This is a genomic window from Streptomyces sp. NBC_00459 (genome assembly GCF_036013955.1).
Taxonomy (GTDB): domain Bacteria; phylum Actinomycetota; class Actinomycetes; order Streptomycetales; family Streptomycetaceae; genus Streptomyces.
The window spans coordinates 6,626,346-6,639,844 of record NZ_CP107903.1 but is presented as its reverse complement, the minus strand read 5'-3'; the positions used below and the strand labels follow the sequence as shown (position 1 = coordinate 6,639,844).

Below are 13,499 nucleotides of genomic sequence, written 5' to 3'. Positions count from 1 at the left end.
GAGGGGCGTGAAGGTATACAGAGGGGATCACGGAGCGCGCACGGCCCTCAGGGACCATTCACAGGTCAATCGGGGCGTCGGCCGTGCCACGATGTGAACTTGGACCGGCGGGGACGCCGGCCGTAGCGGCACCAGGAGCCCGGAAGGCGGAGCATGAGCACCGACGTGAGCAGTGCGGAGAACGAGGGTGGGGCTACCGTCCGTACCGCGCGCGTGCCCAAGTACTACCGTCTGAAGAAGCATCTGCTCGACATGACGGAGACCCAGTCGCCCGGCACCCCGGTCCCGCCCGAGCGCACACTGGCGGCGGAGTTCGACACCTCCCGCACCACCGTCCGCCAGGCCCTCCAGGAACTGGTCGTCGAGGGCCGGCTCGAACGCATCCAGGGCAAGGGCACCTTCGTTGCCAAGCCGAAGGTCTCCCAGGCGCTGCAACTCACCTCGTACACCGAGGACATGCGCGCCCAGGGCCTCGAACCCACCTCGCAGCTCCTCGACATCGGCTACATCACCGCCGACGACGCCCTCGCCGGCCTGCTCGACATCACGGCGGGCGGGCGCGTCCTGCGCATCGAGCGGCTGCGGATGGCGAACGGCGAGCCGATGGCCATAGAGACCACCCATCTCTCCGCGAAGCGCTTCCCGGCCCTGCGCAGGTCGCTCGTGAAGTACACGTCCCTCTACACGGCCCTCGCCGAGGTGTACGACGTCCACCTCGCGGAGGCCGAGGAGACCATCGAGACCTCCCTGGCCACTCCGCGCGAGGCCGGTCTGCTCGGCACCGACGTGGGCCTGCCGATGCTGATGCTGTCCCGGCACTCGCTGGACAAGGACGGCCAGCCGGTGGAATGGGTGCGATCCGTCTACCGGGGCGACCGGTACAAGTTCGTGGCGAGGCTGAAGCGCCCGCTCGACTGACCGCGCCCGCGAACCCGTTCCGTCGCCGCTGACACATTCCCCTCACCAACAGGGGTTATCCGTTATGCGGACGGGGTTCCGTAAAAGGGAACCGTCCCCTAGATTCCTGCGCGTTGCACAAGTGATCAAGCGATCACAGGAATCGGTGAGGGGACGGAGTCTTGACATGCCAGAAGCGCCTGAAGTGAGACAACCGGTCACGGAACAACCGGTGGTGACTCCGATCCGCGTCGTCATCGGGCTCTGCCTCTTCGCACCCTTCGTCGCGATGCTGTGGGTGGGCTCGTACGCGAAGGTGGATCCTGCCTTCATCGGCATCCCGTTCTTCTACTGGTACCAGATGCTGTGGGTGCTCGTCTCCACCGCGCTGACGATGACCGCGTACCAGCTCTGGCAGCGTGACCAGCGCGCCCGCAGAGCGACCTCGGCTTCGGCCTCTGCGGCTGCCGAGGACGGGGGTGCGTCCGCGTGAACGACGGCGTGAACGGCGTGGCACTCGCCGTCTTCATCATCTTCTTCCTGGCCGTCACGGTCATCGGCTTCATGGCCTCGCGCTGGCGCAGGGCCGAGAACGAGAACAGCCTCGACGAATGGGGCCTGGGCGGCCGGTCGTTCGGCACCTGGGTCACCTGGTTCCTGCTCGGCGGCGACCTGTACACGGCGTACACCTTCGTGGCCGTACCGGCGGCGATCTACGCGGCGGGCGCGGCCGGCTTCTTCGCGGTGCCGTACACGATCCTGGTGTACCCCCTGATCTTCACCTTCCTGCCCCGGCTGTGGTCGGTCTCCCACAAGCACGGATACGTCACCACCTCGGACTTCGTACGCGGGCGCTTCGGCTCGAAGGGCCTGTCGCTGGCGGTGGCGGTCACCGGCATCCTGGCGACCATGCCGTACATCGCGCTCCAGCTGGTCGGCATCCAGGCGGTCCTCGACGTGATGGGCGTCGGCGGCGGCGAGAACACGAACTGGTTCGTGAAGGACCTCCCGCTGCTGATCGCGTTCGGCGTGCTGGCGGCCTACACGTACTCCTCGGGTCTGCGGGCCCCCGCCCTGATCGCGTTCGTGAAGGACACGCTGATCTACATCGTCATCGCGGTGGCGATCATCTACATCCCGATCAAGCTGGGCGGGTTCGACGAGGTCTTCGGCGCGGCGAGCGAGAAGTACACCGCCGCCAAGGCGGGCGCCCTGATCCCCGCCGAGGCCGGCCAGTGGACCTACGCCACGCTGGCGCTGGGTTCCGCGCTCGCGCTGTTCATGTACCCGCACTCGATCACGGCGACCCTGTCCTCCAGGAGCCGTGAGGTGATCCGCCGCAACACCACGATCCTGCCGCTCTACTCCCTGATGCTCGGGCTGCTGGCGCTGCTGGGCTTCATGGCGATCGCGGCCGGGGTCAAGGTCACCAACCCCCAGTTGGCGATCCCGCAGCTCTTCGAGGACATGTTCCCGTCCTGGTTCGCGGGTGTGGCCTTCGCGGCGATCGGCATCGGTGCCCTCGTCCCGGCGGCCATCATGTCCATCGCGGCGGCGAACCTCTTCACCCGCAACATCTACAAGGACTTCCTCAAGCCCGACGCGACACCGGCGCAGGAGACCAAGGTCTCCAAGCTGGTCTCGCTGCTGGTGAAGGTGGGCGCGCTGATCTTCGTGCTGACCATGGACAAGACGGTCGCCATCAACTTCCAGCTGCTGGGCGGCATCTGGATCCTGCAGACCTTCCCGGCCCTGGTCGGCGGCCTGTTCACCCGCTGGTTCCACCGCTGGGCCCTGCTGGCCGGCTGGGCGGTCGGCATGCTGTACGGCACGCTGGCGGCGTACGGGGTCGCGTCCCCGACGCAGAAGCACTTCGGCGGCAGCTCGAAGGAGATCCCCGGGATCGGTGAGATCGGTTACATCGGCCTGACGGCGTTCGTCCTGAACGTCGTCGTCACCGTGGTCCTCACCTTCGCGCTGAAGGCGCTGAAGGCCCCGGACGGCGTGGACCAGACGAAGCCGTCGGACTACACGGCTGACGCGGGCGACCCGGGTGTGGCGGTGGAACTGCCGCCTGCCACGGCGGGCTCGGCCCACTGAACGGACGCCCCAACCTTGCGACAGCGGGCCGCCGGAGCAATCCGGCGGCCCGTTGTCGTACCCCTCCAATCCACTCAACTCGCCGATACGACACAACATGTGGGGGTGCTTCCAGTGCCCGACACAAGATGTATGCTCATGCTCGCTGTCGCCGCAGGGGAATCCGGTGCGAATCCGGAACTGTCCCGCAACGGTGTACATGTGCGCGTTCGTGCCTCCCGCACGGCTGTGCGCATGTCCAGTCCGAGGACCTGCCGACGGTGTGCCCGGCCGACCGGTCCGGGCGCCTGACGTCCGGGCCTCGTGGAGTGGGCCGGTGGACGCGCGCGTACCCGTAAGGCGTCCGTGTGCCCCGCTGCCCTCCGCAAGGCCCCGTGCCGAGCGAGGGAGAGCCCCCCTGTGACCATCGCGCCAGCCGAACCGGCTTCAGCGACCCCAGTGGCCCCAGTGGAGACTGACGGTCCCGGTACCGCGCTCCTGCGGATCCTGACCGAGCTGACCGCCGACCTTCCCGACGCCGACCCCGGCCGGGTCGCCGCCGCCGCGCTGCGCGGCCGGTCCGCGCGGGCCGATGTGTCGGAGCTGCGCGAGCTGGCCACCGAGGCCGCGGCCGGCCTCATCTCCGAGGACCCCGCCTACTCCCGGCTGGCCGCCCGCCTGCTGACCGTCACCATCGCCGCGGAGGCGGCCTCGCAGGGCGTCACGTCCTTCTCCGAGTCGGTCGCGGTCGGCCACCGGGAGGGCCTGATCGCCGACCGCACCGCCGAGTTCGTACGGCTGCACACGGACCGGCTGAACGCCCTGATCGACGTCGAGGGCGACGACCGCTTCGGGTACTTCGGGCTGCGCACCCTGCACAGCCGGTACCTCCTGCGTCACCCGATCACGCGCCGGGTCATCGAGACGCCCCAGCACTTCATGCTGCGCGTCGCGAGCGGGCTGGCCGAGGACGACACTGTTCGGGGGCTGGACGAAGTCGCCTCGCTCTACCGGCTGATGAGCCGCCTCGACTACCTCCCCTCCTCCCCCACCCTCTTCAACTCCGGTACCCGGCACCCCCAGATGTCGTCCTGCTACCTCCTCGACTCCCCGCTGGACGAGCTGGACTCCATCTACGACCGCTACCACCAGGTCGCCCGCCTCTCCAAGCACGCCGGTGGCATCGGGCTGTCGTACTCCCGGATCCGCAGCCGCGGTTCGCTGATCCGGGGCACCAACGGGCACTCCAACGGCATCGTGCCGTTCCTGAAGACGCTGGACGCCTCCGTGGCCGCCGTGAACCAGGGCGGTCGGCGCAAGGGCGCGGCCGCGGTCTACCTGGAGACCTGGCACTCCGACATCGAGGAGTTCCTGGAGCTGCGCGACAACACGGGTGAGGACGCCCGCCGTACGCACAACCTGAACCTCGCGCACTGGATCCCGGACGAGTTCATGCGCCGGGTGAACGCGGACGCCCTCTGGTCGCTGTTCTCCCCCTCCGACGTGCCCGAGCTGGTCGACCTGTGGGGCGACGAGTTCGACGCTGCCTACCGCAAGGCGGAGGAGGCCGGGCTCGCCCGCAGGACCATCCCGGCCCGTGATCTGTACGGCCGCATGATGCGTACGCTCGCGCAGACCGGCCAGGGCTGGATGACCTTCAAGGACGCGGCCAACCGCACCGCCAACCAGACGGCCGAGCCCGGCAGTGTCGTCCACTCCTCGAACCTGTGCACCGAGATCCTGGAGGTCACGGACGACGGGGAGACCGCGGTCTGCAACCTGGGCTCCGTGAACCTCGGCGCGTTCGTGGTCGACGGGGACATCGACTGGGAGCGGCTGGACGAGACGGTCCGTACCGCCGTCACCTTCCTCGACCGGGTCGTCGACATCAACTTCTACCCGACCGAGCAGGCGGGCCGCTCCAACTCGCGGTGGCGTCCGGTCGGTCTGGGCGCGATGGGCCTCCAGGACGTCTTCTTCAAGCTGCGCGTCCCCTTCGACTCGCCCGAGGCCAAGGCCCTCTCCACGCGCATCGCCGAGCGGATCATGCTCGCCGCGTACGAGGCCTCCGCCGACCTCGCCGAGCGCAACGGCCCGCTGCCTGCCTGGGAGAAGACCCGTACGGCCCGCGGTGTGCTGCACCCCGACCACTACGACGTGGAGCTGACCTGGCCCGAGCGCTGGTCGGCGCTGCGGGAACGTATCGCCGCGACCGGGATGCGCAACTCCCTGCTCCTGGCGATCGCGCCCACCGCCACCATCGCCTCGATCGCCGGGGTGTACGAGTGCATCGAGCCGCAGGTCTCCAACCTGTTCAAGCGCGAGACGCTGTCCGGCGAGTTCCTCCAGGTCAACTCGTACCTGGTACGGGAGTTGAAGGACCTCGGCGTGTGGGACGCCCGCACCCGTGAGGCGCTGCGCGAGTCGAACGGCTCGGTGCAGGACTTCGCGTGGATCCCGGCCGACGTACGGGCCCTGTACCGCACGGCGTGGGAGATCCCGCAGCGCGGGCTGATCGACATGGCCGCCGCCCGGACGCCGTTCCTCGACCAGGCGCAGTCCCTGAACCTGTTCCTGGAGACGCCGACCATCGGCAAGCTCTCCTCGATGTACGCGTACGCCTGGAAGTCGGGCCTGAAGACGACGTACTACCTGCGCTCGCGCCCGGCGACCCGCATCGCCCGTGCCGCGCAGGCCCAGGCGCAGCCCGAGAAGACCATCCCCGTCCAGCAGGCCGCCGACCCCGACGCCGTCGCCTGCTCCCTGGAAAACCCCGAGTCCTGCGAGGCCTGCCAGTAATGAGCTCCACCCACGCCGAAAAGAACCTTCTCGACCCGGGCTTCGAACTGACCCTCCGCCCCATGCGCTACCCGGACTTCTACGAGCGCTACCGGGACGCCATCAAGAACACCTGGACCGTCGAGGAGGTCGACCTCCACTCGGACGTCTCCGACCTGGCGAAGCTGTCCGAGGGCGAGCAGCACATGATCGGCCGGCTGGTCGCGTTCTTCGCGACGGGCGACTCGATCGTGGCCAACAACCTGGTGCTGACGCTGTACAAGCACATCAACTCCCCCGAGGCGCGGCTCTACCTGAGCCGGCAGCTGTTCGAGGAAGCCGTGCACGTCCAGTTCTATCTGACGCTGCTGGACACGTATCTCCCCGACCCGGAGGACAGGGCCGCTGCGTTCGACGCGGTGGAGAACATCCCGTCCATCCGCGAGAAGGCGGAGTTCTGCTTCAAGTGGATCAACGAGGTCGAGAAGCTGGAAAGCCTGCAGACACAGGCCGACCGCCGCCGGTTCCTGCTCAACCTGATCTGCTTCGCCGCGTGCATCGAGGGCCTGTTCTTCTACGGGGCCTTCGCGTACGTCTACTGGTTCCGCAGCCGGGGTCTGCTGCACGGCCTGGCCACCGGCACGAACTGGGTCTTCCGGGACGAGACCATGCACATGAGCTTCGCGTTCGAGGTGGTCGACACCGTCCGCAAGGAGGAGCCGGAGCTGTTCGACGAGCAGCTTCAGCAGCAGGTGACCGACATGATGCGGGAGGCGGTCGAGGCGGAGCTCCAGTTCGGCCGCGACCTGTGCGGTGAGGGCCTGCCGGGGATGAACACCGAGTCGATGCGCCAGTACCTGGAGTGCGTCGCCGACCAGCGGCTGGCCCGCCTCGGCTTCGCCCCGGTGTACGGCTCCGAGAACCCCTTCTCCTTCATGGAGCTGCAAGGGGTCCAGGAGCTGACCAACTTCTTCGAGCGACGCCCGTCGGCGTACCAGGTGGCCGTGGAGGGCACGGTCGACCTCGACGAGGACTTCTGACGCCACGTCACTGATGGTGCCGGGCTTACCGAAGAGTAAGCCCGGCACCATGAAGCGCGGGGCCTGGTCCATGGACCGTCCATCGGCCGTCCATGGACCTCCTATGGAGCGGCAAAGTTCTTCCGGCGCATCTGTTCCGGTCTCGTGGGCCCCGGCTACTTTCTGGCCAACCTGTCATGCGCACAACGGCATCACGGACCGTTCAAAGTGTCATGCCCCTGACGATAACGCGCACTGCTGCCGCTACGCGCGTCACAGGCCTGCCACCAGCGTCGAGAACCCCACTCCCACGACGGAGGCAGTACCCCCATGCGTGAGACACCCACCGGTAAGCCCGGCCGGAGCCTGCGAAGACTCCTGGTCGCCGCCGTACCCGCCGCCCTCGGCCTCGCCGGACTCGTCGCGGTGCCGGCACACGCGGCGCCCGCGGCGCACACGACCGCGCCCACCTCGCACGTCACCCAGAACTCCAAGGCCCTCACCTCCCCGGACCGGCAGACGTTCCACTCGACCGGCAAGGCCGGCCAGAAGGTGCCGACCACGCATCTCTGCGCCACCGCCAAGCCCGGCCAGGTGTCCTGTTTCGCCCAGCGCCGGACCGACATCAAGCAGCGACTGGCCGCCGCGGTCGCCGCCGCGCCCTCCGGGCTCAGCCCGGCCAATCTGCACAGCGCCTACAACCTCCCCTCAACGGGCGGCTCCGGCCTGACAGTTGCCGTGGTCGACGCGTACAACGACCCCAACGCCGAGTCGGACCTGGCCACTTACCGTTCGACGTACGGTCTGTCCGCCTGCACCAAGGCCAACGGCTGCTTCAAGCAGGTGAGTCAGACGGGTTCGACGACCTCGCTGCCGACCAACGACACCGGTTGGGCCGGCGAAGAGGCGCTCGACATCGACATGGTCAGCGCCGTCTGCCCCAACTGCAGCATCATCCTCGTCGAGGCCAACTCCGCCACCGACTCCGACCTCGGCACCGCCGAGAACGAGGCCGTGGCGCTCGGCGCGAAGTTCGTGTCCAACAGCTGGGGCGGCGACGAGGCGTCCTCCCAGACGACCGAGGACACCTCGTACTTCAAGCACCCCGGTGTCGCGATCACGGTCAGCGCGGGTGACAGCGCGTACGGCGCCGAGTACCCGGCAACCTCCCAGTACGTGACCGCCGTCGGCGGCACCGCCCTCTCCACGTCCTCCAACTCCCGCGGCTGGACCGAGTCCGTGTGGAAGACCAGCAGCACCGAGGGGACCGGATCCGGCTGCTCGGCGTACGACGCCAAGCCGAGCTGGCAGACCGACACCGGGTGCGCCAAGCGCATGGAGTCGGACGTCTCCGCCGTCGCCGACCCCGCCACCGGTGTGGCCGTCTACGACACCTACGGCGGCTCCGGCTGGGCCGTCTACGGTGGCACGAGCGCCTCGGCGCCGATCATCGCGGGCGTGTACGCACTGGCCGGCACCCCGGGTTCCAGTGACTACCCGGCGAAGTACCCCTACAGCCACACGAGCAACCTGTACGACGTCACCAGCGGCAACAACGGCTCCTGCACCACCTCGTACTTCTGCACCGCGGCCACCGGCTACGACGGTCCGACCGGCTGGGGCACCCCCAACGGCACCACCGCCTTCACCTCGGGCTCCACCAGCACGGGCAACACGGTGACCGTCACGAACCCGGGCACCCGGACAACCACCACCGGCAGTGCGGTCAGCCTGCAGATCAGCGCGACCGACAGTGCGTCGGCGACCCTCACCTACAGCGCGAGCGGTCTGCCGACCGGGCTGTCGATCAACGGCTCGACCGGCCTGATCTCCGGTACGGCGTCCACCGCGGGCACCTACCAGGTCACCGTGACCGCGAGCGACAGCACCGGCGCCTCCGGTTCCGCCTCGTTCAGCTGGACCGTCGGGTCGAGCAGCAGCACCTGCACCTCGTCCCAGCTGCTCGGCAACCCCGGCTTCGAGTCGGGCAACACCACCTGGACCGCCTCCACCAGCGTCATCGGCAACTCCACCAGCGAGGCGGCGCACGCCGGCTCGTACTACGCCTGGCTGGACGGCTACGGCTCCGCGCACACCGACACGCTGTCCCAGTCGGTGACCGTGCCCAGCGGCTGCAAGGCCACCTTCACCTTCTACCTGCACGTCGACACCAAGGAGACCTCCACCAGCACCGCCTACGACAAGCTGACGGTCACCGCCGGCTCGACCACCCTGGCGACGTACTCGAACCTCAACGCCGCCTCGGGCTACGCCCAGAAGTCCTTCGACCTGTCCTCGTACGCCGGCTCCACCGTCACCCTGAAGTTCAGCGGTGTCGAGGACTCCTCGCTCCAGACCAGCTTCGTCCTCGACGACACCGCCGTCACGACCAGCTGACCACCACCGCACCCCGGGCCCCGGTCGCCGCCTTCGCGGCCGGGGCTCCGGTGTGGGGTCAGTCGTGGGACACGTGAGGGACAGGTGTGGGATCCGGACGTGCGGGTGACACGTCGAAGGAAAGAGGAGGCCCACCCATGTGCCGAACGACCCGCCGCCGCACGACCCTCGCCCTCGTGGCATTCACCCTCGCACTCACCGTCGCAGGCTGCGCCGACCGGACCGACAGCGGCAAGGACGGCGGCAACAGCGCGCCGACTCCCGTGGGCTGTACGGCGGTGACAACGCTCGGCGCCCGCGACAGCGGCCGTACGGTGTGCCTGGCGGTGGGCGACACGGTCCGCATCAGCCTGGACGGAACCTCCGAGCGGCCCTGGAAACCGGTCACCCTGAGCGGTCCCGGCCTGACGGCCACCAACAGCGGGCTCGTCCTGCCACCCGGCGACGCGAGCGCCGCCTTCAAGGCCGTATCGGCAGGCAGGACCCGGCTGGAGTCCACGCGGCCACTGTGCGCCGCCCGGACCGGCCAGGTCTCGTGCCGGGGGATTCAGGAGTGGCGGGTCACGGTGGTGGTGAAGTAGCGCTGCCGCCGTGCGGGGAGCGCCCTGGGGCCGACTCGCTCGATCTCCCGGCGGGTCCGCCGGGCCTCGCGGAGCTGGCGGTCGATGCGCCGGTCGTGGGCCAGCCCGATCAGGGACGGGAGGGCGAGGACCACGAAGATCGCGACGACGACGAGTGTTCCGACGATGCTGTCCGTTGCTGTGTTCATGGACATTAGTCTCGCGCCGAACACTCCTGACCGTCAGTGGCAGGACTGCCGCACACCCTCGATTTCCTGCCAATACCGAGGCACACTGGCAGCATGCTCGAAAACGTGGCCGTCGTACTGCTCGACGGAGTGCATCCCTTCGAACTCGGCGTCGTCTGCGAGGTCTTCGGCCTCGACCGCAGCGACGAGGGCCTGCCGGTGTACGACTTCGCCGTCGCCTCGGCCGAGGGCCCGACGCTGAGCACCCACGCGGGCTTCTCCGTGGCTACGGAACACGGGCTTGAGCGTCTTGAGACGGCCGACCTGATCGCCGTACCGGCCGGGCAGACCTATGCGGACCGGGAGTATCCGCCGGAGCTGCTGGACGCGCTGCGGCGGGCCGTGGAGCGCGGGGCGCGGGTGCTCAGCGTCTGTTCCGGGGTCTTCGTGCTCGCCGCCGCGGGACTGCTGGACGGCCGACGCTGCACGGTGCACTGGCGGCACGCCGACGAGCTGGCCCGGCGCTATCCGAGGGCCCGGGTCGAGCCGGACGTGCTGTACGTCGACGCGGGACCGGTGATCACCTCCGCCGGTACGGCCGCCGGGATCGACGCCTGTCTGCACCTCGTACGGCAGGAGCACGGGCCCGAGGTCGCCAACGCCATCGCCCGCCGGATGGTCGTACCGCCGCACCGGGACGGCGGGCAGGCCCAGTACATCGAGCGGCCCCTGCCCAGGTCGCGGTGCGACACCGTCGGGGACGTGCTGGTGTGGATGGAGCGCCATCTCGACGAGGAGGTGACCGTCGAGCAACTCGCCGAGCGCGCCCACATGTCGCCCCGCACCTTCGCCCGCCGCTTCCAGCAGGAGACCGGTACCACGCCCTACCGCTGGATCCTGCGGCAACGCGTGCTGCTGGCACAGCAGTTGCTGGAGGCCACGGACGAGACGATGGACGCGATCGCCTGGCGCACCGGGTTCGGCAACGCGGCGGCGCTGCGCCACCAGTTCGTACGGTCGCTGGGGACCACCCCGCAGGCGTACCGGCGTACGTTCAAGGGCCCGGAGGCCGCCTGAACGTACGCCTGCTCCACCGCCCGAACCCCTTCAGCGGGGTACCGCCCGGAGCAGCATCCGGTCCGGATGCAGGGTGATGCCCACGCGGACCGCGTCGCGCGATCCGGGCACCCGTTCGAAGCGCCACTTCCGCGCCACCTCGGCCGTGAGAATGGTCAGCATGGCCATCGAGAAATGGTCACTCGGACACTTGCGGTTGCCCACGCCGAACGGGGTCATCGCGTACTTGGGCAGGTCCTTGACACGTTCCGGAAGCCAGCGGTCGGGGTCGAACTCGGTGTTCCGCTCGTACGAACGCGGATCACGCTGTATCGCGTACGGGCTGTACACGAGATCGGCACCGGCCGGAATCCGATAGCCGCCCAGCTCGGTCTCGGCCACCGCCCGCCGCGTCAATATCCAGACGGGCGGCTGCAAACGCATCGTCTCGACGATGACATTGTTCGTGTGCGCCAGCTTGCGGACGTCCGCGAATGCTACCGGCCGGTTGCCCCCGACCGATTCGGCCTCCTCTGCGACCTTGTCGGCGTGTTCCGGCTGTTCGGCGAGGACCTGGAGCAGGGACATGATCGTGGAGGCGACGGTTTCGGCGCCCGGGGTGACTATGGCGATGACCTGGTCGTGGATCTCCTGTTCGCCTATGGGGTCGCCATTCCCGTCCTTCGCCGTCAGCAGCGCCGTCAGCAAATCGTCCGGATTTTGACCGGATGCCCGGCGCTCGGCCACGATCTCGTCGACGACAAGATGCATATCGGCCAGGGCCCGGTTGAATTTGAGGTTGGCCGGCAGCGGAAGCCGGTAGAGCGGTCCCGCCGGGATCACCATGCGCCGGTACATCCCCAGGAACACCGTGGCGAGCGCGGCGCACAGGCGTTCGGCCCGTTCGTCCATGTAGTCGCCGCGCAGCAGACACCGGGCCGCGATGCGCACGGCGATCCGGAAGGACTCGGCGGTGCAGTCGATGATCTCACCCGGCTGCCAGCGCCGGGCGAACGCCTGCGCCTCCTCCGCCATGATCGGCCCGTACTCGGGGAGGACGTCCAGCCTGAACGCGGGCTGGATGGTGCGCCGTTGACGCCGGTGGGTGGGACCGTTGGCGGTGGCCACGCCCTCCTTCCCGAGCAGCCCTTCGAGGGACTCCCACAGCGGACCGCCGATGATGTAGTCGGGGTTCAGCGCGAGTTCCCCGACCAGTTCCGGCGCGGTGGCGGCGTACACCGTCTTGGGGCCGAGTTTCAGCCGTACGACGTCGCCGTGGTCGCGGAGCCGGGCGAACCAGCCCAGCGGGTCGCGGACCAGCTGCCAGCCGTGGCCGAGGAGCGGGACACCGCCGCCCGCGAAGGGCGGATCGGGCAGCTCCCTGGTGTGGAGGGACACGGGACGTACTGATTCGACGGTCATTTCTCACCTGCCGCTTCGTTGTTGACGTACGGGGGTGTGGAGCGGTCGTCCCAGTTGTCGACCATGTAGCGGCCGGACTCGTGGTGGAACCAGTAGACGGAACTGAACCAGTTCCGCATATTGCCGAGGCAGGCGCCGACGGCGATGCTTGTCTGCTTTCCCCGTGCGCTGCCGTCGTCGAGCGATTCGGCGAACCTGCGCACTTCCTGTTCCACCGAGAGGAATTCCAGAATGGTCCCCTCGACCCGGCTCCTGACTTCCGTGATGGCCTCTTCGAGTGTGAGCCCCTCGTGCCGGATGAGACTGATCCCGAGATTGTGCACCTCGTCGCCCGCGATTTCCTTCGGGAGTGAGCAGAGGTCGTTGTACCAGGCGGCGAATTCCTGGCTCAGCAGCGCCGCCCGATGGAATGCGGGATGTTTCCTCACCACGGCAGGGAGTTCACATCCCGCGCTCGGTTCCAGAAGATCGGTCCAGATCCAGTGCGCGAAGGTGAGCCGCCGAAGTTCTAGGTACTCCTCGACTTTCGGCACGGTTCCGTTTGTGCGGTTTCGGAATTCCCGGTCGTACGCGTCGATAACCTCGTGGAAGTGCCGCGCGAAGCGGGCGTTCCACCTCCTGCCCAGGAACGAGTACAGGCGCAGCACACTGTCCGCGAACCCCGCGACCAGCGGGTCCCGGTGGTACAGGTACAGCCCGGGTGCGTCCAGCGCGGCATGGAGCCGACCCCTGAGATGCCGCCAGGCGGCGGGCCGGCCGTGCACGATGTCCCGGTCGTGACGGTCGTCCCAGACGAAGAACCAGGCACTGAAGTCCGCTATCGCCTGGAGTACGTCGTCCGGGGCGCCGAGGTAGTACCCCGCCATGAGGTCGGTGTAGCAAAGTCCGTCGGCATATTCTGCGACCTTGCCTGCCGACATGAGGCGTTTTTCCAGCAGCCAGCCCCTGGTCTTCTCCTGCAGTCGGGGCCAATACGGATGCAGTTGCCGGGGAAACGCCGCCTCGATCATCGGTAAGGCCAGTGAAGGTGGGATCGCTACCGCTGGTGTCGCCGGTGAGGTGCTGTGTGGGAAAGCAGGCACGAACAAACCCCTCTCAGCCGC

11 protein-coding genes and 1 riboswitch are annotated in these 13,499 nt (G+C 68.4%); of the genes, 8 read left to right on the top strand and 3 right to left on the bottom strand.

Annotated elements, in window-relative coordinates; translation table 11 throughout:
- The first annotated feature begins 153 nt into the window (after nt 1-153).
- The 7 genes from OHN74_RS29455 (at nt 154) to OHN74_RS29425 (ending at nt 9,751) form a co-directional block, all read left to right on the top strand.
- Nucleotides 154-918 carry a GntR family transcriptional regulator gene (locus tag OHN74_RS29455; RefSeq protein WP_327697601.1) on the top strand — a complete coding sequence of 255 codons (765 nt, stop codon included), beginning with the start codon at nt 154-156 and terminating at the stop codon, nt 916-918.
- 166 nt (nt 919-1,084) lie between these two features.
- Nucleotides 1,085-1,390, top strand: a complete 306-nt coding sequence (locus OHN74_RS29450; protein WP_327697600.1) for a DUF3311 domain-containing protein — start codon at nt 1,085-1,087, stop codon at nt 1,388-1,390.
- Entirely contained in the window at nt 1,387-2,997 is a 1,611-nt protein-coding gene (gene mctP, locus OHN74_RS29445; RefSeq protein WP_327697599.1) for a monocarboxylate uptake permease MctP, read from the top strand. The genes OHN74_RS29450 and mctP overlap by 4 nt, the downstream gene beginning before the upstream one ends.
- A 132-nt stretch (nt 2,998-3,129) precedes the next feature.
- Nucleotides 3,130-3,270: riboswitch (cobalamin riboswitch) on the top strand.
- 126 nt (nt 3,271-3,396) lie between these two features.
- Nucleotides 3,397-5,775 carry a ribonucleoside-diphosphate reductase subunit alpha gene (locus tag OHN74_RS29440; protein WP_327697598.1) on the top strand — a complete coding sequence of 793 codons (2,379 nt, stop codon included), beginning with the start codon at nt 3,397-3,399 and terminating at the stop codon, nt 5,773-5,775.
- Nucleotides 5,775-6,794, top strand: coding sequence for a ribonucleotide-diphosphate reductase subunit beta (locus tag OHN74_RS29435; RefSeq protein ID WP_327697597.1), 1,020 nt, complete (start codon nt 5,775-5,777; stop codon nt 6,792-6,794). The genes OHN74_RS29440 and OHN74_RS29435 overlap by 1 nt, the downstream gene beginning before the upstream one ends.
- 309 nt (nt 6,795-7,103) lie before the next feature.
- On the top strand, nt 7,104-9,170 hold the full coding sequence (locus OHN74_RS29430; protein WP_327697596.1) for a putative Ig domain-containing protein: 2,067 nt from the start codon (nt 7,104-7,106) through the stop codon (nt 9,168-9,170).
- Between the two features lie 137 nt (nt 9,171-9,307).
- A complete protein-coding gene (locus tag OHN74_RS29425; RefSeq protein WP_327697595.1) occupies nt 9,308-9,751 on the top strand; it encodes a hypothetical protein in 444 nt (147 codons plus the stop codon).
- Here OHN74_RS29425 and OHN74_RS29420 read toward each other — a convergent pair.
- Nucleotides 9,718-9,939 (bottom strand): hypothetical protein, encoded by a 222-nt coding sequence (locus OHN74_RS29420; protein ID WP_327697594.1) that lies wholly within the window; start codon nt 9,937-9,939, stop codon nt 9,718-9,720. The two genes, OHN74_RS29425 and OHN74_RS29420, sit on opposite strands and share 34 nt — an antisense overlap.
- Nucleotides 9,940-10,032: 93 nt before the next feature.
- On the opposite strand from OHN74_RS29420, the gene OHN74_RS29415 reads away from it, so the two are divergent.
- A complete protein-coding gene (locus tag OHN74_RS29415) occupies nt 10,033-10,995 on the top strand; it encodes a GlxA family transcriptional regulator (protein ID WP_327697593.1) in 963 nt (320 codons plus the stop codon).
- A gap of 30 nt (nt 10,996-11,025) precedes the next feature.
- Here OHN74_RS29415 and OHN74_RS29410 read toward each other — a convergent pair whose 3' ends face one another.
- Nucleotides 11,026-12,396, bottom strand: coding sequence for a bifunctional albaflavenone monooxygenase/terpene synthase (locus tag OHN74_RS29410; RefSeq protein ID WP_327697592.1), 1,371 nt, complete (start codon nt 12,394-12,396; stop codon nt 11,026-11,028).
- Nucleotides 12,393-13,478, bottom strand: coding sequence for an epi-isozizaene synthase (cyc1, locus tag OHN74_RS29405; protein ID WP_327697591.1), 1,086 nt, complete (start codon nt 13,476-13,478; stop codon nt 12,393-12,395). Before cyc1 ends, OHN74_RS29410 begins: the two co-directional genes overlap by 4 nt.
- Nucleotides 13,479-13,499 lie beyond the last annotated feature (21 nt).

Bases quoted from the DNA above. Each gene is read 5' to 3' on its own strand.
- OHN74_RS29430 (WP_327697596.1), top strand. From the start codon at position 7,104: ATGCGTGAGACACCCACCGGTAAGCCCGGCCGGAGCCTGCGAAGACTC.
- OHN74_RS29420 (WP_327697594.1), bottom strand. From the start codon at position 9,939: ATGAACACAGCAACGGACAGCATCGTCGGAACACTCGTCGTCGTCGCG.
- OHN74_RS29435 (WP_327697597.1), top strand. From the start codon at position 5,775: ATGAGCTCCACCCACGCCGAAAAGAACCTTCTCGACCCGGGCTTCGAA.
- OHN74_RS29415 (WP_327697593.1), top strand. From the start codon at position 10,033: ATGCTCGAAAACGTGGCCGTCGTACTGCTCGACGGAGTGCATCCCTTC.
- OHN74_RS29450 (WP_327697600.1), top strand. From the start codon at position 1,085: ATGCCAGAAGCGCCTGAAGTGAGACAACCGGTCACGGAACAACCGGTG.
- OHN74_RS29425 (WP_327697595.1), top strand. From the start codon at position 9,308: ATGTGCCGAACGACCCGCCGCCGCACGACCCTCGCCCTCGTGGCATTC.
- OHN74_RS29410 (WP_327697592.1), bottom strand. From the start codon at position 12,396: ATGACCGTCGAATCAGTACGTCCCGTGTCCCTCCACACCAGGGAGCTG.
- OHN74_RS29455 (WP_327697601.1), top strand. From the start codon at position 154: ATGAGCACCGACGTGAGCAGTGCGGAGAACGAGGGTGGGGCTACCGTC.